The 25518-nt window shown below is 60.3% G+C and carries 19 protein-coding genes and 1 tRNA gene; 15 read left to right on the top strand and 5 right to left on the bottom strand.

Features of this window, described 5'->3' with window-relative positions:
- Positions 1-365: 365 nt before the first annotated feature.
- The 5 genes from AC244_RS21705 (at position 366) to AC244_RS21690 (ending at position 2734) form a co-directional block, all read left to right on the top strand.
- Positions 366-791, top strand: a complete 426-nt coding sequence (locus AC244_RS21705; RefSeq protein WP_152976048.1) for a hypothetical protein — start codon at positions 366-368, stop codon at positions 789-791.
- A gap of 54 nt (positions 792-845) precedes the next feature.
- Positions 846-986 carry a hypothetical protein gene (locus AC244_RS37210; protein ID WP_161807888.1) on the top strand — a complete coding sequence of 47 codons (141 nt, stop codon included), beginning with the start codon at positions 846-848 and terminating at the stop codon, positions 984-986.
- A gap of 658 nt (positions 987-1644) precedes the next feature.
- Positions 1645-1968 (top strand): DUF2293 domain-containing protein, encoded by a 324-nt coding sequence (locus AC244_RS21700; RefSeq protein WP_053250898.1) that lies wholly within the window; start codon positions 1645-1647, stop codon positions 1966-1968.
- Positions 1961-2278: a hypothetical protein gene (locus tag AC244_RS21695; RefSeq protein ID WP_053250897.1), complete on the top strand. Its 318-nt coding sequence runs from the start codon at positions 1961-1963 to the stop codon at positions 2276-2278. The genes AC244_RS21700 and AC244_RS21695 overlap by 8 nt, the downstream gene beginning before the upstream one ends.
- Positions 2279-2353: 75 nt before the next feature.
- Positions 2354-2734 carry a hypothetical protein gene (locus AC244_RS21690; RefSeq protein ID WP_053250896.1) on the top strand — a complete coding sequence of 127 codons (381 nt, stop codon included), beginning with the start codon at positions 2354-2356 and terminating at the stop codon, positions 2732-2734.
- Positions 2735-2819: 85 nt separating this feature from the next.
- On the opposite strand, the gene AC244_RS21685 is transcribed toward AC244_RS21690, so the two are convergent.
- The 3 genes from AC244_RS21685 to AC244_RS21675 form a co-directional block, all read right to left on the bottom strand.
- Positions 2820-3482 (bottom strand): hypothetical protein, encoded by a 663-nt coding sequence (locus AC244_RS21685; protein WP_152976047.1) that lies wholly within the window; start codon positions 3480-3482, stop codon positions 2820-2822.
- 221 nt (positions 3483-3703) lie between these two features.
- Positions 3704-7660, bottom strand: a complete 3957-nt coding sequence (locus AC244_RS21680; protein WP_053250894.1) for an ATP-binding protein — start codon at positions 7658-7660, stop codon at positions 3704-3706.
- Between the two features lie 634 nt (positions 7661-8294).
- Positions 8295-8747, bottom strand: a complete 453-nt coding sequence (locus AC244_RS21675) for a hypothetical protein (protein WP_053250893.1) — start codon at positions 8745-8747, stop codon at positions 8295-8297.
- A 466-nt stretch (positions 8748-9213) separates the two neighbouring features.
- On the opposite strand from AC244_RS21675, the gene AC244_RS21665 reads away from it, so the two are divergent.
- Together AC244_RS21665 and AC244_RS36620 are read left to right on the top strand one after the other, a co-directional pair.
- A complete protein-coding gene (locus tag AC244_RS21665) occupies positions 9214-14337 on the top strand; it encodes a RecQ family ATP-dependent DNA helicase (RefSeq protein WP_053250892.1) in 5124 nt (1707 codons plus the stop codon).
- A 269-nt stretch (positions 14338-14606) separates the two neighbouring features.
- Positions 14607-14900 (top strand): hypothetical protein, encoded by a 294-nt coding sequence (locus tag AC244_RS36620; RefSeq protein WP_152976046.1) that lies wholly within the window; start codon positions 14607-14609, stop codon positions 14898-14900.
- Positions 14901-15193: 293 nt separating this feature from the next.
- On the opposite strand, the gene AC244_RS21660 is transcribed toward AC244_RS36620, so the two are convergent.
- A tRNA-Gln gene (locus tag AC244_RS21660) sits at positions 15194-15267 on the bottom strand.
- Positions 15268-15596: 329 nt separating this feature from the next.
- Between AC244_RS21660 and AC244_RS21655 the strand changes: the two genes are divergently transcribed.
- From AC244_RS21655 to AC244_RS21645, 3 genes are all read left to right on the top strand, one after another.
- On the top strand, positions 15597-17144 hold the full coding sequence (locus AC244_RS21655) for a Ppx/GppA phosphatase family protein (RefSeq protein WP_053250891.1): 1548 nt from the start codon (positions 15597-15599) through the stop codon (positions 17142-17144).
- Positions 17145-17256: 112 nt separating this feature from the next.
- Complete coding sequence (locus AC244_RS21650; protein ID WP_053250890.1) at positions 17257-17994, top strand: RlmE family RNA methyltransferase; 738 nt, start codon at positions 17257-17259, stop codon at positions 17992-17994.
- A 3-nt stretch (positions 17995-17997) separates the two neighbouring features.
- A complete protein-coding gene (locus AC244_RS21645) occupies positions 17998-18381 on the top strand; it encodes a VOC family protein (protein WP_053250889.1) in 384 nt (127 codons plus the stop codon).
- 3 nt (positions 18382-18384) lie between these two features.
- Here AC244_RS21645 and AC244_RS21640 read toward each other — a convergent pair whose 3' ends face one another.
- Entirely contained in the window at positions 18385-19794 is a 1410-nt protein-coding gene (locus AC244_RS21640) for a DHA2 family efflux MFS transporter permease subunit (protein ID WP_053250888.1), read from the bottom strand.
- Between the two features lie 179 nt (positions 19795-19973).
- Here AC244_RS21640 and AC244_RS21635 point away from each other — a divergent pair, with 179 nt between their 5' ends.
- The 5 genes from AC244_RS21635 (at position 19974) to AC244_RS21615 (ending at position 25461) form a co-directional block, all read left to right on the top strand.
- Positions 19974-20966: an MBL fold metallo-hydrolase gene (locus AC244_RS21635; protein ID WP_053250887.1), complete on the top strand. Its 993-nt coding sequence runs from the start codon at positions 19974-19976 to the stop codon at positions 20964-20966.
- 195 nt (positions 20967-21161) lie between these two features.
- A complete protein-coding gene (gene guaB / locus AC244_RS21630) occupies positions 21162-22664 on the top strand; it encodes an IMP dehydrogenase (RefSeq protein WP_053250886.1) in 1503 nt (500 codons plus the stop codon).
- Positions 22665-22734: 70 nt separating this feature from the next.
- A complete protein-coding gene (locus AC244_RS21625; RefSeq protein WP_053250885.1) occupies positions 22735-23151 on the top strand; it encodes an MAPEG family protein in 417 nt (138 codons plus the stop codon).
- A 269-nt stretch (positions 23152-23420) separates the two neighbouring features.
- Positions 23421-24449, top strand: a complete 1029-nt coding sequence (adhP, locus tag AC244_RS21620; protein ID WP_053250908.1) for an alcohol dehydrogenase AdhP — start codon at positions 23421-23423, stop codon at positions 24447-24449.
- A 136-nt stretch (positions 24450-24585) separates the two neighbouring features.
- The gene (locus tag AC244_RS21615; protein WP_053250884.1) at positions 24586-25461 is read left to right on the top strand and encodes a dienelactone hydrolase family protein; all 876 of its coding nucleotides are present in this window, start codon (positions 24586-24588) and stop codon (positions 25459-25461) included.
- Positions 25462-25518: the final 57 nt, after the last annotated feature.

The following is a 25518-nucleotide window of genomic DNA, read 5'->3' as shown; positions in this document are numbered from 1 at the left end:
ATCAACGGGTTCATCATCGACGTCCGCAATGCTCCCAGACAAGTCCAGCAGCTCGCATTCGATAACGGCCTTATCCCCTACATCCCTGACGAAAAGCTGTAGATGTTAAGTCCGACAGGCTGCTAGGCTCATTCGGCGCCGTTCGTCGGAAGTCACCGGTGTTGCCAAAAAGACACAGAAATCGATGCGCTCGGTGAAGCAAGCCGCTATAACTTCAAACACAGAACGGAGACTGGACAATCATGAAGCCGCAGACCGCAATAAGCCCTGAAGGAAACTGCTTCCGCGAGTTGCCGCAGAATGGGTTGAACAGACGAGGTTTCCGGCATGGTGCCGGACCTTAGTGTTCAACAAGGATTTTAAACATGTCTGAGCCTCTCGTTCCCAACATGAACTGCGCCAACTTCGTCCTTCCTTATCCGGAAGAAATCGCGAAAAAGACGGGTTCATCAGGAATGGTCTTCTCCATTCGGGAGCTCTATCTGCTCCTTGCCCGCCAGGCAGACGACAACGATCCGAAGGAGGCCGCTGCCTTGCGGGAAATCGCCAGCTATTATCCTGACGTGGATAGGGGAGAGATCATCAACCGGGATAGCAGTGGGAACATTGTTGCCGACTTTGATGACTGGGATGAGCTCACCGATAGTCAGAAGATCCACCGCGGCAACGTGAACGCAGCAATGGATGCTGTAGATCGCATCCGGTATGAACTGGAGAACGCTGACTACCATTACGACACCATTGACGACGTTACCCGGGTCCGGCGTGCACTTGCTGAAATTTCACTCTAACTGACCCTCGGCTGGCCGGTTTCCGAACCGGCCAGCAACGGCAGGAGGGCCTGCGTGGCACATCGTGCCAAGACAGAGACGGTTTTCTCCAGCGATGCTCCTCTGAATACCGGCGGACATATCGTGGCCGATCTCAACACCAAGGCCACGGTCGCTGCGTCAATGCTAGCGACCAGTGCTTTTTCGCTCTTTTGACTCACTGCCGAAGCCGGATCGTTTCTGCTCGCGGATATGTTTTCGGCTTGGCCTGGTAAGGCCTTCCATGAGCGTGTAGCCCGCTCTGGACGGGTCAGCGTTCCATCCCTCAAAGCTATCGGTTGAAGCAGTCCCGTTTTGACGACGAATGCATGCCGGTCATCAAGGCGTTGAAGCACAGTGACCTTTACGTTTTTCCGAAAACTGCGAAAAACGTCATTTTCGTCAAGTTTGCGGAAAGTTCTGTCAAGGTTGCGCCTGGAAAAGCAGGGTTCCTCACTATGCGCACCTTTACATTTGCAGCCCATGAATAGCTATTTTTACGGAAATCGCGCGCCATACCTTTACCTATGTAAAGGTCAATTAGGTTGTATGTAAAGGTATCTATGCAATCAAAAGGAGAGGCTCGCTCGCCGGCTGAGGAGGATAGGGCGCCCGAAGCTCGCCGATACGGAAGGCATCCCCGTCGCGCAAAGGGACTTTATCTAGGACTTCGTGCTCGGTATGTTGGCGCTGGTCTAAAGCCCGAAAGCTATCTTCCCAAGTAATGGCGCTGTTGTGGCGAAATCTGTGGATAAACTACTTAAGTAAGTACTTACTTTCGTATCAATCGCCCGCGCATCATAATATATAGATGTCCTCTTTACTGGAGGGCAACATGGCGAAATTACCTTTGGCTGCCATCGAGCAGCACATCCGACATCATCATCCGGGCTGCCCCGATTTTGCTGTCGTCTTTTTCGCCAAGGAAATAGCCAGCAGAGACTGGAAACACGCTCGGGTCGGCAAGGCTGTCGGCATCACCATGCAGACGTTTCTGCGTCACGAGATGACCGACTACGATACCCTCCTTCTCCACGGTATCGACCGTGTTGAGGCAATGCGGCGTGTGCAGCCACGGGTCAATGCGATGCTCAAAAGCTGGAGAAGGAAACCCAGGTCAGCGACGCGGAAGAAGTCGAGGGAGGCAAACAATGTCTAACCCGGTGGCGCGCATTGCTCTTGCCACGTTGGTGGCTGATCGGATGAGGGAGTTGGGCATTGCCCGCGCCGACCTGATGAAGCTGACTGGTTTCACGACAGAGTCCTCATTCGGTTCATACCTAGCCGGCTTTTCTAAGCTGCATCTCTGGCAGGTTCCGCTTGTCGCAAAAGCACTGCAACTGGATGAACGGCGACTACTGCTGATGTGCCTTGAGCAGGACCATAACGATTGGTGCATGGACGTGTTTCGGCGTCACATCGGACCACGACGGCGTCGTACCCCCGCACCGTCATCTGAGGGAGTCTGAATCTCTTGGGATTTCAACGACCCCAAGCTGCGAACGCTATAAATTACGTATCGAAACGCACGCAGGAACGAAGACATGACCAACCTTTCAATCTGGGAATTTCTCAACGAACGGCGTCTTGAGGTTACGCCGACGGCGAGCAAGGAGTCCTTTCTGGAAAGTCGGCTTTTTCAGATGGTCCTGTCGGGGGATGCAAAGCTTCCGCTGGATCTCGTGGAAGAGGTCGCTGAACTCATGGGATGCGACAAGCACCAGCTTTTTCGCATGGCGATGCGCCAGTTCTACGATGACAAGGCGATTTCTCTCTTTGAGCGGATGCTTGGATCGCCCGTGACGGACGAGGAGCAGAAATGGCTTCATGAAATTCGGTCGGCAGTCGACGGTCCTGTTTCCGCGCCGAGCGGGATGGCTAAGCGTCTCGTCCGGGCATTGGCTAAGCCAAACGGCTCGGAATAGTCTCTGAGAGGCCTTTGCGGGAATGGGCGGCCAATCCCTAGGAACGCTGCCGTTTCTCCGGCGACGATCTATGCAGAACCAACCGTCATACCTTCGCGCCAATCCTGTCAAAATGGCCTTTGATCTCAAGGAGTTTCCGATTGGTCTCCTTGAGATCCTGTTCAAGCTTTGCCTTCTTGGCCAGCAGTGCGTGATATTCGGCGCGCATATGGGCGCCCGCGCCACTCAGTACGGCGTTCTTTGCGGCGGCGCCGGGCGTTCCGTTAGCCACGGCCATGAGGGTCTTCTTCTCGTGCCGCTTACGTTTTTTTTCAGCGAGCTTGAGAAACTCCGGTTGCATGCGCGCCCAACTCATTTCGCCGCCAGCCTTCGCAACCTGCGCCGCCAACACGTTCCGCGCTTTTTTGGGGGCTGCCGGAAATGACGAGGCCCTCCTGATAAAAGCATCGACTATACTATGGAGGTAGGAGAGACGTTGTGCCTCGAAGACTACGGCGAGAGCTTTTGCCTCGTCAGTCAATCCATTTTTTCTTGGCCCGGCCTTCTTAGGACGGGAGGGAGCGGCTTTGTGGCTATTGGCTCGATCTGGGAAATTCAGCGGATCGGACGACCATCGTCCTCCTGGGTAGATTACAGTGCTCCCACCCAGGTAGCCGCCTTTTCCCACGTAAACCTCCAGATGCTGGGATAACGTCCGAAAATCAATCACAGATTGGCGCAGCGGTAAAGAACACAGCGCGCTCGCCATGACCATTAATCAGGTCATGGCATAGGCTGCAGTGCTTCGGCCATTGAAACAAACCAGTTGAGTGCTCTATCCGATGTCGGGATAAGCACACCTTCGGCGGTCGATCCCTAGGATTGCTGCCGTTCCCCATCCCCGATCCAGGCAGGCCCCTCGATGGGCTGGGAACGCAGGATGCTTCTTGGTTGGCCCTCATCCAAGCGTAGAGTTAGGATGCTTGCTAGTTAGAATAACGTTCCGAGAACCTTCCATGTTTGTTCGACGATCGGAATGCCTGCGGTCGGCGCAACGCCATTCACAGCAAACTGCACAAATTCACCTTCGCCAGTCTGGCCAACATTCTCGAGATAATAGACGGTTTGTGAGCCCGGCATCGCCTTTCCTAACCGCTTGAGATAGGCGAAGTGCTCGGTCGAAAACTCGTCGGCTCTCGCAACTACTGCCAGGATGCGCCGGTCGAGTAGCGCCAGGTCCGGAGCGGCTCCTAGGAGCACATGCCCTGCGTCCAGCGCAACGGGGAAGGCGCTGTCGCCCACGACCTCTGCCGCGGCGACAACCTGCTCGAGAACCAGCGAGCGATCGGTCTCGACAGCTTCGTCCTGCGACTTCGAGGGCGTTGTTTCGTCGAACAGCACCCCGATCACCTTGCTCAATTGCACACTGCTGCGTTGAACGAAGTAGGTCCGCGGGGCGCGCGGGTTTGTCGACGGCATCGTCTCCAATGCGATCCGCGAGTGATCTGATCTATCGAGCCCGATCTTTCTAGCATAAGTCTTGCTAGATGTCCGAACGATGGCGAGATCACCATTCTCTACCTCTGCCGTCGCAGATACGATGAGGGTCTGGCCGGGGAATGCGACCAGGCCCAGTGTCGGCGCCCGCAGAGTGAAGAGCGACACGTCTCCGAGTGACGAAAGGTCTAGTCGATCCGTTGCTTGGTCGACGGTCGTGAGCGGGGCTCCGGCGGCGCGTGCGGCCAATCTGCCCACGATGGAAATAGGCGTGCTACGAAGCTCAACGAGCTTTAGATCCGAAGTGGACTTTTTTGCTTCTGCCACAGCCTCCTCTGGTGGCAACCTCCCCATGAACCTTGCGTAGGCAAGCCAGCACGCGTCGATCGCCGAGAAAACATCCTCGTAGCCCTGCCTGACGACTTCGGCCTCGACCGGTGTGATTTGATCCGCCCGCCCGTGGTGCGCCTTGTTGATAATTTCCCGAAAAGCGGCACCGGTCTTTAGTGCTGGCAGCTCAAGCAATCGTTGAAATGGTTGTTCGGTGAACGGTTGTTCGCCGCGGTTGCGGGCGTTGGCGATCTTGCCGAGCAGGTCGCCCATTGTCGGGTCATGCAGGACTGCTGGATCCGATGCGAGCAGATCCCATAGCTTGATCTCGATACGTACTCGGACTGGATGGACGAATTCGCGGGACAGTCCGGCGTCATTCGGGTCTTTTTTTTGCCAGTGCTGGCAACGAACGCGGACCTCGTCGGCGACTGGGGCAAGGCTCACCGTGCATTTCGAGGTCGAGATGGCGGAAAACTCCCACGTTTCAGTCCGCACCTGCCCGGTTGTGCGCTTGTCGGACGCGACAAATGCCTCAACTGTCGGAATGAACCCGAAGTCGTTGCTGACAATGATCGGATTGATGCCCTCGGCGATTAACAATGGCACTGTTGCGGCAAGGTTGGCCACATTGCCGGGATCGAGCAAGTCTTGCGGGTCGTCCATAAGGAAAGTCGATATGCCGCCCGACCGCGTCCAGACCTGCTGCCAGAGCGCTAGGACGAAGGCGGAGAGGAAGGCCCGCAGCGCAGAGGCATTCATCACATGATGAGCCTCGACCAGGTGCTTGCCATGGGCTGCGAGGAACGTGAAACCGTCGCTCTTCGCGGGGTCCAGTCCCGCATATTCCGGTGCCTGGACGAAGTGGGCTTTGTACATACGCTGGGACCAGGACGTCGCCTGCTCCTGCAAATCCGTGATCAGCCCGGCTACTTGATTATGTACGAGTTCCGGGAAACTCTTGAACGGCTCGACGGCTTTGGCCGCTCGCGCAAGCCTCTCGGTTCGCGCGCGAGCCTTGGCCCACCTCTCGCAGGTATCCTTAATCTGGCCTAACTGGCGGCGAATGCCGGAAAAAATAGTAGCCGCATCGAGGTAAGCCCTAAGGACGTTCATTTGCCCTTCGATGGTCCGCTCGTTGGCAGCAAGCGCCGTTTCATCCGCCTCGGTTCGTATGACTTTGAGGACTGCTTCTCGGGCGAGCTCGGCATGAGCGGCACGATAGCGAGACAGCGCCATTGCTCGACGCACGCCGCGCATTATTGCGCGCAGCCTCTCATTGTCGGGAATCTCAGCCGGCAGATTGACGCTGGGCAGCGGCTCGCGAGCAGGGGCATCCTTCCAGGCCGCAGCGCAAAGGGAGGCGATACCTTTGGCCATTGGCTTGAGAGATTGCGGAAAGTCGGTGAGCTGGAAAACTTCTTTCGACAGAGCTGCGCCGTATACGGATGCCAGATCGTCAGGTACGTCGTCATCGATAAACCGACGCAACTTTTCAGGTAGTCTATCGCGTAGCCCCTTCTTGGTGTCACGCTCCCACTCTGCCGCCGTCTTCAATATTGCCGCGTCGGCCTTGCGAGCATCCTCAAGGGCCTGCGCCACTGACTTGTCTAGCAGGGCGTCGGTAGGAATCGCACCGGGTTGCAAGAGGTCGCGCGCGCAAACCGGGCAGGCGGTGAACGGATGGTCCGGGTGAGCCGCGTCGTGCCATTTCGCCACCAGACCATAAAGGCGAACCCGATCGGCGCGCTCGGCATATGAAAGCTGCGACACGAGAGCCGCCGCCTCGCGTTCGACGTCCCCTAGTACTGTCTCGGCATTCGTCAGGTCCTCCTCGCCCAGCTCGCCCAGCCTCTGCGCGATCTGCATGGACGGCAGGCCCTTGAGTGCGGCGTTGCTGAAACAATTCTCGGCTACCTTAATCGCTCCGTCGAAGCGTTTGATCTCGTTGTCGTTCGTGAGCTGCGGCAGGTTCCCGAGAACCAATCGGGCATCTGCCGCAGCTTGATCCTCGGCCGCCTTCAGAATTTCCTCGGCCCGCTTGAGGCCGTCCTTCCAGTCATCCGGGGCGGTCTCTCTGGGCACGGCGACGCAGCTCAGGTCCGGTAGTCCTTCGCCGTCCTTGAGAAGATCCTTAAGCGTAGTCACTTGTTTGGCGGCGTCCCCCTCACACCGTTCTCTGTCCTCGGTGGCTTGCTTCGGATATTTCCCGGTCAGGCGCTCGTAGAGGCGGCCGCTTCGGGTGCCAAAGTGAGCCAATGGCCGCAAGCCGGTCAGCGCCGATACCGCCTGTGACAGAGTCGTCTTGTCATCGAAGCGGGTCGCCGCGGCTATCCCAGGCATCAAAGTGCCAACCTGTAATGCCAGATCCGACAATCCAAGTTTGTCGAGTCCAATAGCGGTCGCCTTGAAGGCCATTTTGCCGTCTCGCTCAAGACGGCGTTCTACCTCGACTTCGGTTCCATCGACCAACGAGCGGAATTTCAGGCGCACCCAGGTATCGACCTGCGGCTGTCCGTCCACAGCCAGAAGCTCCTTTTCCGTCGGGATCGGCACAATCGATGGCAGCTCGAAAGTGGCATTGGGGACGTTCTCGTCACCGGCAATCTGAACCGTGATGGGTATGTGCAAGGGGGAAGGAAGGCCTTGAGATCGATGGCCATAGCCCGTTAAGCACCAGCAAACCGCGCTGATCAGGGAAGTCTTTCCTGCGCCGTTGAAGCCACGAAAGAGTGTGGCATGCCGGGAAAGATCAAGCATGAAGGGCTTCGGATCGGCCCCTTTTTCGTCGCAATGGCGATGAAGTCCGCGGAAACGGTGCGCCGTGATCCCAACCAGTTGCCAACGTTGTTGCTGGGTTGCCGGCCGTGTCGCCGGAGTCGTCATCTTGGAGGGTTTGTCCAGCGCGTCCAGCAGGCGATCAATCTCGCCATCTAAGATGTTGGTGTCCTTGTCGGGGTTCCAATAGGCCTGCCGATTTTGATCGTAGAACGCCAGCAAGGTACGGCTGTCTTGCAGCGGCAATGAGAATTCATTGCCGCCGGTTACGTGAAGTGCATTGCCGAAGGACAAATGCTGGACAACCTCGTCCAGTGTCAGGTCTGCAATATTTACCGTCAAGCGTCGCCCCCGAGACCTTGCTGACTAGCCAACATTCCAGCCGAGCTGGCTTTAGCACTCGCTCAACGCTGTAGCGAGAAAAGAACTAGTAGTCTCGGAATGATTGAGTCGCTAGGCAATGTGCAAGGCTAAGGTATCTTTTGCGATCCCTGCGCGTGTGCTTCTGGTGCATTCCAAGCAAGGAAATAATCAACGGATGCCGTCAGCGGAAACGCAGTCGATGCACTTCGTCGCACACTCACCAGTGATCCGGAAAAGTGAGGCGAATTACGGTGCCTTGAGGATGCTACAGGTGTCCAGTGTAACTCTCGCCACCGCTTCCATGAAGGCATCCAACCTAATTCCGCTTTGGCGAACGCGTTCCGCCCATTCCTTCGAGACTTGACGATAGTCGGCGTTATGTTCTCGTCGCCATGCCGCGCCTCTGGATGCCGCGATGGACTCGGTTAGGAAGATGCGGTCAAGCGCGAGGTCTTCGAGCCGAGGCCTTTGACATCAGAGTTACAGCCGTGTCGCTCATCCGGAGGCACCTGCCGATTCGTGTTTCGGATAGCATGGCACCTATCGGCGCTTGACGCATGTGTCGTTCTGCATCGAGCGTAGAAAGCCGTAATCAGGTTGGCCCGCCTCAGCATCAAAACATCTCCGCCAACGGTATCTCGGGTTCGCGAGGTTTTCGAAGGGAGCCGAGAGCGATCCAGTGCGCATCTTCCGGTCGTTTCACCTGCCAGTAAATCCATCCATCAAGGTTGGTCTTCTTCCCATCCTTGGTGCGGGCAACTCCACCAGCGGCGGCTGAAGGGCTTTGATACATGCCTCCTTCGATGTTCCAAGCTCCGTTCTGAATGACGCCGGAATGAACTCGCCCGTTGTATTCCATGCGCAGCTTGGTGCCATGCGGCAGCGTCACTCCTTTGCCTGCCCACGGGCGACCGCTTGAGGGAGCGGTGTCAACCATTGTCGTTCTGCCGTCTATTCCGAGGAGCCGCCGAAGGACTGCGTTCGGCGTCTCTGCAAAGCTCTGGCGTTCAGCTTCAATTCGCTTGTGGACGTCGAAATCAATATCGATCGTTTGTACCTCGGACATCTCTTCACTCCCTGCCTACTGAACAGAATATATAAAATAGTAATTCAAGTAAATCAAGAGAGACGCTTTTCCCGTGCCCGCTGCCAAGTGAACATGAAAAAGCCGTGGCCAAAGGGCGAGAACCCTACACGGCTTTTTCTGGAGAAGGGGGCTCGAGCCTCCAACACCTCGCGAGTACGCCGCATTTCGAGTGCGCTGCATTCAACCACTCTGCCATCCGCATGTCCGGCGCGAAGCTAGTAGGCTGTCATTTGGGTTTGCATTTTGATGCGGCGCTAAGGTGCCTAGAGCGAGCTCGGTCGAGATTGCCCAAAGTGTCCCTAGTGTGATTCTTGGTCATACAGTTTCACACCGATCTCCCTACGTTAACCGCCGGAGCAACGTTCTCATCTCTGGCGTGCGCTCATAGGCCGTGCTTATCTTGCAAAAGCCAGAGACCTGATCTTGCGAGCAGAAAACCGACAATATGGATGGAGCCGCGACCCATCGCACTGATGATTCTCTCGTCGACCGCTGCCTATCGATCGACCTTGAGGTTGATCCAGGGAAGGCGCGGATCTTTAGTTTTGCCGCCGTTCGCCGCGGGGATCAGAAGAAGGTGGTCTTTCGAAATGGGAACCGAGAAGTCGCCCTTGACCAGCTCGAGGCCCTTGCCTCCGAGGCCGATTTCCTGCTTGGTCACAACATCATCCGGTTCGATCTTCCGCACCTCATAGCAGTGAGGCCGCGCCTTGCGGGGCTGGCGACAAAGCCAATAGATACACTCTGGCTCAACCCGCTCGCTTTTCCGCGCAATCCCTACCACCATCTGGTCAAACACCATCACGACGGGCGTCTGCAAGTCGGACACGTCAACGACCCAGAGCTCGACGCACGTTTGGTGCTCGAGGTGCTGGCCAACCAGATCGCGGCCTTTGCAAAACTTGCTAACGAGACTCCTGCCGCTCTTGTCGCCCACCACCACCTGACCACCTGCATGCCGGGGAGCGACGGGTTTGATGCGCTGTTCACCGACCTACGCAGAGCGCCTCGACCCAGCGCGGCGCAGGCCGAGAAGGCGATGATGGAGCTGCTCAACGGACAGGCCTGCGCTCGGCGTATCCGGCAAACACTGAACCGCCTGTCCTCACCACAACTTGGCTGGCCTATGGCCTACGCACTTTCGTGGATCTCGGTCGCAGGCGGGGATTCCGTTATGCCGCCCTGGGTGCGAGCGCAGTTCCGCGAGGCCTCGCTGATCGTTCGGCATTTGCGCGACCGCGCGTGCGACGATCCAGGTTGCCATTGGTGCCGCGAGAAGAACGACCCGAAAAAGGCACTCTCGCGCTGGTTCGGCTTCGACAGCTTCCGGCCCGAGCCAAAGGACAATGCCGGCCGCCCGCTGCAGGAACGCATCGTCGCCGAAGCAATGGAGGGAAAATCCGTCCTCGGTATCCTACCCACCGGCACCGGGAAATCTGTCTGCTACCAGATCCCGGCGCTGGCGCGGTTCGACAAGATCGGCGCGCTTTCTGTCGTCATCTCACCGCTGGTCGCACTGATGGCCGATCAGGTGCAGGGCCTCGCGCGACATGGCATCAGCGGCTGCGTCACGATCAACGGGCTTCTCTCGATGCCAGAACGCCATGCCGCGCTGGACCAGTTGCGGTTGGGCGACGCGGCCATCTTGCTGATCTCACCCGAGCAGCTTCGCAGCCCGTCAGTGCGCTCAGTCCTCGCGCAACGCGAGATCGGCTACTGGATCCTGGATGAGGCCCATTGCATCTCAAAATGGGGGCACGATTTCCGGCCCGATTATCGCTACGTCTCGCGCTTCATCCGTGAGCATTCCGGGGATCAAGAGCCCGCGCCGGTGGTCTGCTTGACCGCTACGGCAAAGCCGGAGGTGGTGCGCGATATCCGCGATCACTTCCAGTCCCGCCTAGGGGTGGAACTGATACTGCTCGATGGCGGTGCGACCCGCCAGAACCTCGCCTTCGAGGTGCATGAGACCCACCGCAACCGCAAGCTCGCCGACATTCTCGATACGATCGAACGCGCCCTGCCGTGCGATGATGCGTCAGGCGCGGTGGTCTATTGCGCCACGCGTGCTGCGACTGAACGTGTCGCGGGCTTCCTGCAACAACAGGGGTTAGCAGCGGACTTTTTCCATGCCGGGCTGACGCCCGAACGCAAGCACGAGGTGCAGGAGCGTTTCCGTGTCGGTGAGCTGCGGGTCATTGCCGCCACCAACGCCTTCGGCATGGGGATCGACAAACCCGATATCAGGTTGGTGGTGCATGGCGACATTCCGGGCTCGCTTGAAAACTACCTGCAGGAGGCGGGCCGGGCTGGACGCGATCGCGATCCGGCGGTCTGCGTGCTTCTGTTCAATGTCGAGGATGTCGAGCGGCAATTCACTCTCAGCGCCCGCTCGCGTCTGGCGCGCCATGAGATCAGCGCGATCCTGAAAGCGCTCCGCCGTCTGGATACTCGCGGGAAGCAAAGCGGCGAGGTCGTCGCAACCCCGGGCGAGATAGTGCGGGAAGAGACGGCGCAGGAATTCGAGCGCGATAACGCCACCGACGACACGCGGGTTAAGACCGCCGTCGCCTGGTTGGAAGAATCCACTCTGCTGACCCGGGAAGAGAACCGGGTGCAGGTCTTCCCTTCCTCCCTGCGTATCCGCACCATGGAGGAGGCCGCGGCGATCCTGTCCAAGACTGAGATCACCGGAACCCGGCGCAAGCAGCTTTTGGATCTGGTGCGGCATCTGATGACGGCCTCCCCCGATGCAGGGGTGTCGACCGACGAACTCTCCGGCGCCAGCGGCTTGACCGGCGGGGCACTTCGAAAGGCGTTGTCCGATCTCGAGGCCCTTGGCATCGCGACCAACGACACAGCTATCACGATCTTCGTTCATGTCGGGGTCGAGGGGGCGTCGAAACAGCGGTTCCAGGTCGCTACGGCACTGGAGACCGCGCTGATCGCAGCTATGCGCGAGGCCTCGCCCGATGCCGAGGGCGGCGAAGCGCAGCCTCTGCATCTCGCCGCAACCTGTCAGGCCCTGCGCGATCAGGGCCATCTCGGGGTGCGCCCGGATCTGATTGAAGCGCATCTGCGCAGCTTCGCGCAGGATGGGCGCGACGAGGATGGCGGGCGCGGCAACATCCATCTGCGTAAGGTGAACCGGAATACGTGCCTCGTGCGATTGCAGCGGTCCTGGGACATGGTGAGCAGGACGGCGGAGGTCCGGCGTCGCGGGGCGGAGCTTTTGCTCCAGCATCTCGAAGGGATCGTGGCAAAAGGCACGCGCGGCAAAGATGTCCGGGTCGAGACCACGATGGGCAAGATGCAGGCGGCCATCACGGGGGATGTCTTCCTGAAGGACTCCGTCCGGGATGTGACCAAGCTGCTCGGTCGGGCGCTTATGTGGCTGCATGAACAGGGCGTGATCACCCTTGGCCGAGGCCTGACGATCTTCCGCCCTGCAATCACCGTTCACCTGCGCCCCGGCGGCGGACAGTTCACCCAGAAGGATTTCCTGCCTCTCGAGGATCATTACAGCGAACAGACCGTCCAGACCCATATCATGGCGGCTTATGCCGAGCGCGGTCTGGCCTCCATTAAGGAGGCCGAGCGGCTCTCGCAGGACTATTTCCAGCTCGACAAAGAAGCCTTCCTGAAGCGTTGGTTGCCAGATCGAGCGGGTGAGTTGCGCCGGCAAACCACACCGGAAAGCTGGCGACAGATCGTCGAGAGCCTCGGCAATCCGGTGCAGTCGAAGATCGTCGCCGATGATCGCGAACACACGAATGTGCTGGTCCTGGCAGGACCCGGCTCAGGCAAGACGCGGGTGCTGGTGCATCGCGTCGCTTACCTGATCCGGGTGAGGCGCGAAGATCCGCGTGGTATTCTCGTGCTGACCTACAATCGCCATGCCGCGGTCGAGATTCGCAAGCGGCTGAAGGGGCTGGTCGGCGAAGATGCCAGTAGCGTAACGGTCTCGACCTGTCACGCGTTGGCGATGCGACTGGTGGGGGCAAGCTTTGCAGGTCAGATCGAAGGCGATACCCCCTATGACTTCGACAAAATAGTGATGGAGGCGGTCACCCTGCTAAAAGGTGGAGGCCTGTCGAAGGTCGAAGCCGAGGCCCTCCGCGAAACCCTGATTCAGGGTTATCGCTGGATCCTCGTCGACGAATATCAGGACATTGGCCCTGAGGAATATGCCCTGATCGCCGCCGTGGCAGGCCGTTCGCTCGGCGACGCGGACCAGCGGCTCAGCCTTTTTGCCGTGGGCGACGACGACCAGAACATCTATGCGTTCGCAGGTGCCTCGATCGAGTTCATCCGGCGTTTCGAGGAGGATTACTCGGCCAAGCCCACCTATCTGATCGAGAACTATCGTTCGACAGCGGCGATTATCGATGCGGCAAACCGCGTGATTGCACCGGCCGTGGACCGGATGAAGACGGGCCATGACATCACCATCAATCGGGCCCGCGCCAAAGCCCCCGAAGGTGGCACACCTGCGTCGCACGATCCGGTCGCGCGGGGTCGGGTTCAACTCTTGCGCACCGCGCCAAGCCCCGCGGCGCAAGCCAACGCTGCCGTTGATGAACTGGTTCGGCTGTCGCAACTGGTGCCGGGCTGGTCCTGGTCAAAGGCCGCGATTATCGCGCGGGAATGGCGCCTCCTGGAACCAGTGCGCAGCTATTGTGAGGCTCGCGGCATCCCGGTGCAACTTGCAAGCGAGGCCATGCCTCCGTTCTGGCGTTTGCGGGAAGTCCAGACGTTCCTCACCTTCCTCAAGGCGGAGCCCACGAAGATGCTGACCGTCGAAACCATGCAGGCCTTCATCTCCGAGCAGCCTACGAACCGTTGGTGGGCTCTGATCTCAGACGGCATCGCGGTACTCGGCGTCGAACTCGACGAGAAACCCGCTCCGGTCCCAGATATTATCGAATGGCTGGCAGAATGGATGCACGACAGCCGTCAGGAGCAGCTTGGCTTGCTCCTTTTGACTGCTCATCGTGCCAAGGGGCTGGAATTCGATGATGTCGTCATCCTTGATGGTGGCTGGGACCGGTCCTCGAACGGGGAGGACCGGGATGCCCCGCGGCGACTGTTTTACGTTGCCATGACGCGGGCAAGGCGCAGCCTCGCGATCGTCTCAATGCAGAGCCAGCACCCGATCTTGCGGGACGTCGCGTCGACCTTGCTGGAGAGGCGGATCACTCCAACTGAGACGACCCAGGAATTCGGTCTGCGCTATCAGACCGTAGAACCGCACATGGTGGATCTGTCCTGGCTGGGGAGGCAGGCGGCGAGCCATCCAGCCCACCAAGCGCTTGCGGAAATGCAAATCGGTGATCCCGTCGAAATCGCCGAGATCAATGGACGCTGGCTAGTTCGTAACTGTGCCGGGGTGACCATCGGGCGGATGGCACAGAGCTATCGGCCGCCCGCTGGATTGCGGTGCTTCAGGGGCGAAGCAAGTGCAATCATCCGTTGGCGCAAGAGCGACAACGCAGAGGAGTTCCACGGCACCCTTCGACACGAGGTATGGGAGGTTGTTCTTCCCGAGCTGGTTTTCGCGCGGCATTGATGCAACCGAATGCGGAACGCAGACATTGCCTTACCGCAGGCAACAACTGCGGGCGAAATGCTGTTCTCGGACCCTTCGATCAGTGAGCCGACCTGCGCGCAGATAGCATGTCTGAATCGGGCCGCGATCGAATAGCGCCATTACCGTGTTCCTGCTGGTTCGACGCTGGCTGTGGATCAAAGGGGCGCCCTCCTGGGGCGTGCCGAAGGCTTGCTCAAATCAATGCTTCGCACATAGGATAACCGGCAATGTCAAAACGGGGGCAATGTATGGCACAAGGTAAGACTATTCATGCACCATATGGACCTGACAGGAATACGACACCCGATGAAAAAGTATCGCCTGTGGCTTCCCCGCCGAGGTCTCCATTTGGCCAGTATAAATCAGCAAAAGGTCCAGGTCGTTTAAAAACCAAAGCTCAGTTAAAGGCGGAGAGGAAAGCCAAATCCATCATTAAGGCCAAAAACAAGGCCGTTCAGGCAGAAATAAAAAAGAAAGAGAGTGAAGAGTTATTAAAGCTTGTTCCAAAGTTAGATATCAAAGGCCGGATAATAGAGCAGTAATCACGCCCACCCCATCGGGCTTTTCGAACCTTCGAATAGCTCAACGGCTGGCGGGGGGCTTCGGGTGTGCGCAAGTTTCCCAGGCACAAGGATATCGTCAGCGTTGGCGATTCACTCGGATCGTTGGAACGGTGCGCCTGTATCTCTCCTGACCTTCGAGTGATCACTTCCTCGCCGACTAAGATTGACGCCGGGCCACGGTCGCGTGTTCCGGACGCTTGAGACGGAACACTGTTCCGGTTGCGTATTCCGCTCGCCTTCTAAGCATTTGATTTTTATGAGAAACACGAGTTTGGCTGGGGAACCTGGATTCGAACCAGGACTAACGGAGTCAGAGTCCGTGGGTCTACCGTTAACCTATTCCCCAAAGCCGCCGTCGGGGCGAAGCCCGTCGGGTTGGTTGGCGGGCTTATAAACAAAACGACGGACGATGCAAATACCTTTTGCAAAAAAAATTACATATGCGGTGACGAGGGTGTCCCCGGCGGCGATGTCAACCGGCCGGCGAACTCGAAACCCGTTCTGTCTGCGGGCGCCGGGCAGGGGGAAGTCGCCTTGCCACTTTGCTGTGCACAATCCGGTTCTCAAAAAAAGTTTGGCGAATGGGGGTTGCGCTGGTACAGTCGCCCCAACGAAAAATCGAGAAAGCGCCTTGAGCGGCTGATAAGGCTTTGCGCGGCGCGATGGTTGAGACAAGTGAAAGACCCCGATCACGGCGAAATGCCGTCCGAATCCGGGGCGTCGGCAGCAGGCCGTAGTGACGGACACAAAGTGGGTCCGCGCAACGGCAAGGGCAAGCGGAAACGGCGCAAGTCGTCCGCTTTGTCGTCTGCAATTGCCAGCCAACCCGGCGGTGCCGGCACGGCAGGGCGTCCCGCAGGACCAGACGATGCGGAACCGGCGCGCAAGCGCAAACGGCGTCGTCGTTCGAAATCCGCAAAACAGCAGGCTCAGGCCGCACCCGCATCCGCGGGTGGTCGCGACGTGCAGCTTGTCGACCCGGCAATGGGCGACAGGAAGGGGCACAAGCGCAACAAGAAGGCGCGGCATCGCCGTGGCATTCAGGGACGGCCACTCACCTCGGGCGAGCGGCAGCAGACGCAATCGCGCCCGAACGACGGCGCAACCGCGTCCCGGCCCGGAGCGCCTCAGTCCGGTGGGCAATCTGCCCCGCGTGCTGACCAGCCTCGCGCGCCCTTCGTTGCCGCCAGCGAGCCGCCGGCACCGCTTTATGCGGCATTGGATCTCGGCACCAACAATTGCCGTCTGCTGATCGCGCAGCCGACCCGTCCCGGCCAGTTCCGGGTGGTCGACGCCTTTTCGCGCATCGTCAGGCTCGGCGAGGGGCTGGGTGCCAGCGGCCGCTTGTCCGACGATGCGATGGACCGTGCCGTCGAGGCGCTGAAGGTCTGCGCCACCAAGTTGGGTGGGCGTATGATTCGCCGCAGCCGGCTGATCGCCACGGAAGCCGCCCGTGCGGCGGAGAACGGCGAGAGCTTCCTTGAGCGCGTGGCCAAGGAAACCGGGCTTGAGCTTGAGATCATCAACCGCGAGACCGAGGCGCGGCTGGCCGTATCGGGCTGCTCGTCGCTGGTCGATCGCGAGACGAGGTCGGTCGTGCTGTTCGATATCGGCGGGGGATCCTCGGAGATCGCCGTCATCCGCATCGGCGACAACAGGTCCAACCGCCTCGCCAATCACATCACCCACTGGACCTCGCTGCCGGTCGGCGTCGTGACCCTTTCCGAACGCCACGGCGGCCAGCATGTCACCCCGGCAAGCTTCGAGGCCATGGTTCAGGAAGTCGAGGGCATGCTGGCGCGTTTCGACAGCCCGCCGGTCGAGGCGCTTGCAACGGGTATTGCCGGCAGCGGCTTCCACCTGATCGGCACCTCTGGCACGGTGACCACGCTTGCCGGCGTCCACCTGGATCTGCCGCGCTATGACCGCCGCCGCGTCGACGGGCTCTGGCTTTCCGATGACGAGGTGTCCGCCATGCAGGCGCGGCTGCTTTCATGGGATTTCGATGCGCGGGCGGCAAACCCCTGCATCGGCCCCGATCGCGCCGATCTGGTTTTGGCAGGCTGCGCAATCCTCGAAGCGATCCGTCGCCGCTGGCCCTCGACGCGCATGCGTGTTGCCGATCGCGGGCTGCGGGAAGGCTTGCTCACCGACATGATGGCCGACGATGGCGCCTGGCGGCGCTCGCGGCCGCGCAGGCACCAGCGCAGCTCGACCACATAATTCCTTCTCTCGGAAATCGATTTAGGCAATTGTGCGATAACATCTGCAGATACGGCAGGCCCAGCGCGTCCGAAGGGATGCGCGGCAGTCGCCGCCACGAAGGAAACAAGACATGACGAAACCTCCTGTTGGCAGCAACCGCAGCGGCCGAAAGCTCGGCCAGAAGGTCAAGAAGGGCAAGCTCAAGGCTTCCTCCCGCCGCTGGATCGAGCGCCATATCAACGACCCCTATGTCCAGCGAGCGCAGCTCGAAGGGTATCGGGCGCGTGCCGCCTTCAAGCTGCTCGAGATCGACGAGAAGCACAAGATCCTCAACGGCGCCCGTCGCATCATCGACCTGGGTGCAGCTCCCGGCAGCTGGTCGCAGATCGCCGCCAAGGTGACCAATTCGACGGATGCCGATCCGCGCGTTGCGGCGATCGACTTCCTGGAGATGGATCCGCTGCCCGGCGTGCGCATCCTGCAGATGGATTTCCTCGACCCGCAGGCACCCGAAAAGCTGATGGAGGCGATCGGCGGCACGCCGGATCTGGTCATCTCCGACATGGCGGCGCCGACGACGGGGCACCGCCAGACGGACCATTTCCGCACCATGCATCTCTGCGAAGTCGCGGCGCATTTCGCCGTCGACGTTCTGGCCGAGGGCGGGCATTTCCTGGCAAAAACCTTCCAGGGCGGCACCGAGCGCGATCTGCTCAACATGCTCAAGCAGAATTTCCGCCAGGTCATTCACATCAAGCCGGCCTCCTCGCGCGCCGAATCGGTGGAAATGTTCCTGCTCGCCAAGGGCTTCAAGGGACGCCGCGCCGCCGACACGGACGAACCGGCTGAAGACGAGGCGGCGGATTAAACCATGCTGCTTTATGTAACGGTCGGCACCAACGACCTCGACGGTGCGGGTGCATTCTACGACCCGGTTCTGGCCACTCTGGGGTATCGCCGTCAGCGGCAGGACGATACCGAAATCGGCTACAGCGCCGATGGCGACGTGCGGTGCCGGTTCTGGGTGGTGACGCCGTTCAACGGGAAGCCCGCAACCTTTGGCAACGGCGTGACCATGGCGCTTGAAGCCGAAACGCGCGCGGCGGTCGATGCCTTCCACGCGGCGGCGCTTGCCAATGGCGGCACCGACGAGGGCGCGCCCGGCCTCAGGCCGTTTCACGCGCATTTCTATGCGGCCTTCGTGCGTGACCGGGACGGCAACAAGCTGTCGGCCGTCTGCGAGCGACCGGAGTAATCCTTACTTTCCTGCCGTCGTTTCGATCTCGCGCACGGGCAGCCTGTGCCCGGAGACCGACGCGCCGGCATTCTTCGCCATCGTCAGGAACGGGATTGCCGCCAACAGGTTGGCGATCGCGATGATCATGAAGGCGGTGTGGAAGTTGTCGAGCTGCAGCGGCCCGCCACTGAGTGACGTCTCGATTTCGAGGATCGCGCCGGCAACGGCAACGCCGAGCGCCAGGCTGATCTGCTGCAGGACGGCGCTCATCGACGTCGCCTTGCTGGCATCGGCATCGTCGATATCGGCGAAGGACAGTGCATTGACGCTGGTGAAGAAGAACGAGCGGGCGAAACCGGCGATCAGCAGAATGGTGATCATGACGAGATAGGGCGTTGCCGGCGTGAAGGAGCCGTTGGCGAAGGTGGTGACCGCAGCAATGATGGCGGCGATGATCAGCGTCGTGCGGAAGCCGGCAAAGGCGAGCACGCGGCGCGCATAGAACTTCGTGGTGATCGCGCCGACCGCGCCGATGAAGGTGATCATGCCGGATTGGAACGGGTTGAGGCCGAAGCCAACCTGCAGCATCAGCGGCATCAGGAAGGGCACAGCGCCGACCGAAATGCGGAAAACCGTGCCGCCGATCGAGGCGGCGCGAAACGCGCTGTCCTGAAACAGTTTGAGATCAAGCACCGGGTGGGGATGGCGCCGGGCATGGACGATGTAGAGCACGGCGGCGATCAAACCCGTTATGACCGAACCGATGCCGATGATCGGCGGCAGCGCCGGCAGGCTGATGACCGACAGGCCGAAGACGACGCCGGATGCAGCAATGCCGCCGAGCAGGAAGCCGAGAATGTCGACCGGCGGCGGATTGCGCCGTTCCATTTCCGGCAGGTAGATGCCGGACAGGATATAGCCGGCGATGCCGACGGGCACGTTGATCAGGAAGATCCAGTGCCAGGAGAAATAGGTGGTGATGAAGCCGCCAAGCGGCGGACCGGCGAGCGGCCCGACCAGTGCCGGGATCGTCAGGAGCGCCATGGCTGAGACGAGCTCGCTGCGCGGCGCGCTGCGCACCAGCACGAGGCGGGCGACAGGTGTCATCATCGCGCCGCCCATGCCCTGCAGGAACCGCGACAGCACGAAGGCGAGCAGGCTGTTGGAGATGGCGCAGAGGATCGAACCGGCGATGAAAACGAGGATCGCCGCGCGAAAAATCTTCTTGGCGCCGAAACGATCGGCCATCCAGCCGCTCAGGGGAATGAAGATCGCCAGCGCCACCATGTAGGAGGTAAGTGCCAGCTTGAGCGTGATCGGCCCAACGCCGATGTCGCGGGCGATGGCCGGCAGCGAAGTGGAAATGACGGTTGAATCCATCTGCTCCATGAAGAGCGCGACGGCAAGGATCATCGGGACGATACGGTTCATGCGAATTTGCCTTGGGCGCGGTCGGCGTCAGCTTGGCTCCAAGCTAGCGCTTCCGATGGCTTTGTCGGGACCAAACCAACGATTGTGGATCAAAAGCCTGTGATCCCGCCTGTCCATTGCTGTCAAGACGCTAGTTCTGGCCGGGTGATGACAAGAGGTAGTGATAGCGGGAGAAAATAATGGCGAGTGAAATGTCGATGAAGCGCCGGACCTTGATGACGGCGGGGACAATGAGTGTATTGGCGGCACCCTCAATCATGACCGGGTTTGCCGCAGCCCAGGAAAAGACGGACAGTCAGGACATGCAATCAGCACAGCCGCCCATCCGGGCTCTCAAACTCGGCGCGTTCAAGGTCGTGGTGATCAGCGACGGCACGCGTGTCATGGCAAAGCCGCACGAGACTTACGGCACGAACCAGTCGGAACAGGCCGTGTCCGAGCTGCTGGCCCAGAATTTTCTGCCTACGGATGCGCTGGTCAACAGTTATTCGCCGGTTCTGGTCGATACCGGCACCGAGGTGATCCTGTTCGACACCGGCTTGGGCGAGGCCGGACGCGAATCGGGGTCTGGCCGTCTCATCGACGGTATCCGTGCGGCCGGCTATGCACCTGAGCGGGTTTCCATGGTGGTGCTTACGCATATGCACGGCGACCATATCGGCGGCCTGATGGAAGGCGGCAAGCCAGCGTTCGCCAATGCTCGCTACGTCATTGGCGAGACCGAATATGCCTTCTGGAAGGATCCGGCCCGGGTCGGAACGCCGGCGGAAGGTGGCCACAAGGGCGTGCTGGAAAAGGTGGTGCCACTTGCCGAGAAAGCCACGTTCATCGGTGACGGCGCCGACGTTGCGCCGGGCATCTCGGCGATGGCCGCCTTCGGCCACTCCCCCGGCCACATGGTGTTCCGTCTCGAATCGGACGGCAAGGCGATGATGCTGACGGCCGACACTGCCAATCATTATGTCCTGTCGCTGCAGCGGCCGGACTGGGAGGTTCGTTTCGACATGGACAAGGCTGCTGCCGCCGCGTCGCGCCGCAAGGTTTTCGGCATGATTGCGAGCGAAAGATTGCCTTTCATCGGTTATCACATGCCGTTCCCCGCCGTCGGTTTCGTCGAAGCACAGGATCAGGGCTATCGCTTCGTTCCGGCAAGCTATCAGCTCGATATCTGAGCTTTGCGGCAGGGAAAATGTTGCTCTGCAACAACAATTGGCCGAGCCCGGGACATTTCCCGGGCTTTGCTATTTTCATCCTGACATATCCGTGTTACGAGCCCTCGCCAACTTCCAAGACAAGCTTTGAAGTCACCCGGTGGGCAAATCGCAGCCCGTTTCCCGGGGATTTTCGTTTATTGAAGGGAATTGGCCATGGCGCGTATCATCGAAACGGCAACCGGTCTGGAGGCTCTGACCTTCGACGACGTTCTGCTCCAGCCCGGGCATTCCGAAGTCATGCCGGGACAGACCAACATCTCGACCCGCATCGCGCAGGATATCGACCTCAACCTACCGATCCTTTCCTCGGCCATGGATACCGTGACCGAAGGACGCCTGGCGATCGCCATGGCGCAGGCCGGCGGCATCGGCGTCATCCACCGCAATCTGACGCCGGTCGAACAGGCCGAAGAGGTCCGTCAGGTCAAGAAGTTCGAAAGCGGCATGGTCGTCAATCCGGTGACCATCGGCCCCGATGCCACACTGGCAGACGCCCTCGGCCTCATGAAGACCCACGGCATCTCAGGCATTCCTGTTGTCGAAAACGGCGGCAGTGGCGGCCAGAAGCAGGGTCGTCTCGTTGGTATCCTGACGAACCGCGACGTGCGCTTCGCCTCGGATCCGACCCAGAAGATCTACGAGCTGATGACGCGTGAAAACCTCATCACGGTCAAGGAAAGCGTCGACCAGCAGGAAGCAAAGCGCCTGCTGCACATGCACCGCATCGAAAAGCTGCTGGTTGTCGACGGCGACGGTCGTTGCGTCGGCCTCATCACCGTCAAGGACATCGAGAAGTCGCAGTTGAACCCCAACGCTTCCAAGGATGCGCAGGGCCGGCTTCGCGCCGCCGCCGCGATCTCCGTCGGCGATGACGGCTTCGAGCGCGCCGAACGGCTGATCGACGCCGGCGTCGACCTCATCGTCGTCGATACCGCGCACGGCCATTCGCAGCGTGTTCTCGACGCGGTCACCCGCGTCAAGACGCTGTCGAACTCGGTACGCATCATGGCCGGCAACGTCGCTACCGCTGACGGCACCAGGGCGTTGATCGACGCCGGCGCCGATGCGGTCAAGGTCGGCATCGGCCCAGGCTCGATCTGCACGACGCGCATCGTGGCCGGCGTCGGCGTTCCGCAACTGGCCGCGATCATGGCCGCTGTCGATGCAGCTCAGGCGTCGGGCATTCCCGTTATCGCCGACGGCGGCATCAAGTTCTCCGGCGACCTTGCCAAGGCGATCGCCGCCGGCGCTTCCGCCGTCATGGTCGGTTCGCTGCTTGCCGGTACCGACGAAAGCCCGGGCGAAGTGTTCCTCTACCAGGGCCGCTCGTTCAAGGCCTATCGCGGCATGGGTTCCGTCGGCGCGATGGCGCGGGGCTCGGCCGACCGTTACTTCCAGGCCGAAGTCCGCGACACGCTGAAGCTCGTTCCGGAAGGTATCGAAGGCCAGGTGCCTTACAAGGGTCCCGTCTCCGGCGTCCTGCATCAGCTCGCCGGCGGTCTCAAGGCGTCGATGGGTTATGTCGGTGGCGCGACGATCAAGGACTATCAGGAGCGCGCCACCTTCGTGCGCATCTCCGGCGCCGGCCTTCGCGAAAGCCATGCGCATGATGTCACCATCACCCGCGAAAGCCCGAACTATCCGGGCTCGCACTGAGGCTTTCTATCGGGGGGGGCCGTCCGGCGCCCCCGATTTTCCGATGTGATGTTCGCGTGGAGTAAAGGCGATGACGGGCTTCGAGATCTTCTGGCCGATGGTGGCGCATGTGCTGCTCGTTTTCGTCCTCTATGCTCTGCTTTCGATCCGCCGCGTCGGCCTGGTGCGCGCCGGCAAGGTGCAGGTCTCGCAGTTTCGCGAGAACCGCGACGAGCCGGGCGAAAGCCTGGTCGTTCGCAACAGCATCGCCAACCAGTTCGAACTGCCGGTGCTTTTCCACGTCTGCTGCGTGCTTCTCTATATCACCGAGGCGGATAACATCGTCTCGCTGGCGCTCGCCTGGCTGTTCGTCGCCTCGCGCCATCTGCATGCCTTCGTCCATGTCACCAGCAACCGCATCCGCTACCGCCGGCCGTTGTTCATGGCTGGCGTGGCGACGCTTGGCGGGATGTGGATCTGGCTTTCCGTCTGGATGGCGATGAGCTGACGACTGCATGCGTCCTTTAATCCTAGCCGATTTCAGGACAAAACATGCAGCAATTCAAAGGTCGCTGTAGGTCTCGCGCCGCTCCGGCACAATTGGCGCAAATTTGCGACACTTTCCGATATGAACTTCGCGCCTTGATGCGTATCAAGTACTCATCACTACTTTGCGGATAGTCTGGCTGTTGTTAGCGTAGCCCTTGTCGCTGGCGTCTTGCGCGTCCGGCAATGGGCCTTTGCGTCGACGTCGAACAGACAGCATCGGAGATCGATATGACCGCAACGATGAAAGCCGCCGTGGTGCGCGAATTCCGCAAGCCGCTCGTGATCGAGGAAATGCCGATACCGGAGCCCGGTCCCGGCCAGGTGCTGATCAAGTTTCAAGCCACCGGCGTCTGCCATACCGACCTGCATGCGGTGAACGGCGACTGGCCGGTAAAACCCAATCCGCCGTTCATCCCGGGCCACGAGGGCGTCGGTTATGTCGCCAAGCTCGGCGCGGGCGTGAAGCGGCTGAAGGAAGGCGACCGCGTCGGCGTGCCGTGGCTGCACACCGCCTGCGGCGGTTGCACGCCGTGCCGGACCGGCTGGGAAACCCTGTGCGGTAGCCAGCAGAACACCGGCTACTCCGTCAATGGCACCTTTGCCGAATACGGCCTCGCCGATCCGGACTTCGTCGGCCGCCTGCCGGATAAGCTCGAGTTCGGCTCCGCGGCGCCCATTCTTTGCGCCGGCGTCACGGTCTACAAGGGTCTGAAGGAAACGGAAGTCCGCCCCGGTGAATGGGCGCTGATCTCCGGTATCGGTGGCCTCGGCCATATGGCGGTTCAATATGCCAAGGCCATGGGCATGCATGTGGCCGCGGTCGATATCTTCCCCGACAAACTGGCACTGGCCAGAAAGCTTGGCGCCGACCTCGTCGTCGATGCGCGTGACAAGGATGCGGTCGAGCAGATGCAGAAGGCGACCGGCGGCGTGCATGGCGCCCTGGTGACGGCCGTAGCACCCAAGGCGATGGAACAGGCCTTCAACATGCTGCGCTCGAAGGGGACAATGGCGCTGGTCGGCCTGCCGCCGGGCCAGATGTGCGTGCCGATCTTCGATACGGTCCTGAAGCGCATCACCATCCGCGGCTCGATCGTCGGCACCCGCCAGGATCTCGAGGAGTCGCTGGAGTTTGCCGGTGAGGGCAAGGTCGCCTCGCACTTCACCTGGGACAAGATCGAGAACATCAACGCCATTTTCCAGCGCATGGAAGAGGGCAAGATCGATGGTCGCATCGTCCTCGATCTCAACAGTTGATGTCGCTCGCGTCGTGGCTGGTACCGCTCACGCGCGGTAACGCAAGTTTGTATGCCCGATGCCGCCCGCTGACCTATTCTGTCGCGGGCGGTTTCTGTCTGCCGCCAGCGGAGAGGAAAGCCCGAAGGAGGCCGACATGAACAAACCCGTCATCACGCAGGCGATGATCAATGCCTACGACGAGTATACCCATCTTAGTCTCGATCGCCGTCGTTTCATGGAAACGCTGACAGCACTTGCCGGTTCGGCGGCTGCCGCAGCCACTATCGTTCCCCTGCTTGCCGCCAGCACCGCCAGGGCGGAAACGGTCGCAGAGACTGACAATCGCATCGCCGGCGAGGACATTTCCTATCCCGGTGCCGATGGCGACATGAAGGGCTATCTCGTTCGCCCGGCAGATATGACCGGAAAGCTGCCGGCCGTTATCGTTATTCACGAGAATCGCGGGCTCAATCCGCATATTCGCGATGTTGCCCGCCGCATGGCGCTCGAAGGTTTTATCGCGCTTGCGCCGGACTTCCTGTCGCCATCGGGCGGCACGCCGACCGACGAGGACAAGGCACGGGAAATGATCGGCGCGCTCGATGCCGGCGAAACCAATGCCGATGCTGTGGCGACGGTGGCGTTTCTCGAGCAGCATGCACAGTCGACCGGCAAGGTCGGCGCCATCGGTTTCTGCTGGGGCGGCGGACTGGTCAATCGGCTCGCGGTCAATGCGCCCGACCTCAAGGCGGGTGTCGCCTACTATGGCGCGCAGGCCAAGGCCGAGGACGTGCCGAAGATCAAGGCAGCGCTTCTGCTTCACTACGCCGGCCTCGACGAACGCATCAATGCGGGCATCGAAGCCTATCGCAAGGCGCTCACGGACAATGGCAAGGACGCGACGATCTATGTTTATGACGGCGTCAACCACGCCTTCAACAACGATACGTCGGCCGCTCGTTACGACAAGGCCGCAGCCGACCTCGCCTGGAGCCGCACCGTGGAGTTTCTGAAGGCCAAGCTCGCCTGAGCGGAGCCACGCTTGACCGGAGCCGTATCAGGCGGCTTCGGCCGTTCCGCATATCGC

The sequence above is a fragment of the Ensifer adhaerens genome, from assembly GCF_001270265.1.
Lineage (GTDB): Bacteria > Pseudomonadota > Alphaproteobacteria > Rhizobiales > Rhizobiaceae > Ensifer > Ensifer adhaerens_B.
This window is presented reverse-complemented; position numbering and strand designations above follow the sequence as displayed.

Bases quoted from the DNA above. Each gene is read 5' to 3' on its own strand.
- AC244_RS21705 (WP_152976048.1), top strand. From the start codon at position 366: ATGTCTGAGCCTCTCGTTCCCAACATGAACTGCGCCAACTTCGTCCTT.
- AC244_RS21700 (WP_053250898.1), top strand. From the start codon at position 1,645: ATGGCGAAATTACCTTTGGCTGCCATCGAGCAGCACATCCGACATCAT.
- AC244_RS21695 (WP_053250897.1), top strand. From the start codon at position 1,961: ATGTCTAACCCGGTGGCGCGCATTGCTCTTGCCACGTTGGTGGCTGAT.
- AC244_RS21690 (WP_053250896.1), top strand. From the start codon at position 2,354: ATGACCAACCTTTCAATCTGGGAATTTCTCAACGAACGGCGTCTTGAG.
- AC244_RS21685 (WP_152976047.1), bottom strand. From the start codon at position 3,482: ATGGCGAGCGCGCTGTGTTCTTTACCGCTGCGCCAATCTGTGATTGAT.
- AC244_RS21675 (WP_053250893.1), bottom strand. From the start codon at position 8,747: ATGTCCGAGGTACAAACGATCGATATTGATTTCGACGTCCACAAGCGA.
- AC244_RS21665 (WP_053250892.1), top strand. From the start codon at position 9,214: ATGGATGGAGCCGCGACCCATCGCACTGATGATTCTCTCGTCGACCGC.
- AC244_RS36620 (WP_152976046.1), top strand. From the start codon at position 14,607: ATGGCACAAGGTAAGACTATTCATGCACCATATGGACCTGACAGGAAT.
- AC244_RS21650 (WP_053250890.1), top strand. From the start codon at position 17,257: ATGACGAAACCTCCTGTTGGCAGCAACCGCAGCGGCCGAAAGCTCGGC.
- AC244_RS21645 (WP_053250889.1), top strand. From the start codon at position 17,998: ATGCTGCTTTATGTAACGGTCGGCACCAACGACCTCGACGGTGCGGGT.
- AC244_RS21640 (WP_053250888.1), bottom strand. From the start codon at position 19,794: ATGAACCGTATCGTCCCGATGATCCTTGCCGTCGCGCTCTTCATGGAG.
- AC244_RS21635 (WP_053250887.1), top strand. From the start codon at position 19,974: ATGGCGAGTGAAATGTCGATGAAGCGCCGGACCTTGATGACGGCGGGG.
- guaB (WP_053250886.1), top strand. From the start codon at position 21,162: ATGGCGCGTATCATCGAAACGGCAACCGGTCTGGAGGCTCTGACCTTC.
- AC244_RS21625 (WP_053250885.1), top strand. From the start codon at position 22,735: ATGACGGGCTTCGAGATCTTCTGGCCGATGGTGGCGCATGTGCTGCTC.
- adhP (WP_053250908.1), top strand. From the start codon at position 23,421: ATGACCGCAACGATGAAAGCCGCCGTGGTGCGCGAATTCCGCAAGCCG.
- AC244_RS21615 (WP_053250884.1), top strand. From the start codon at position 24,586: ATGAACAAACCCGTCATCACGCAGGCGATGATCAATGCCTACGACGAG.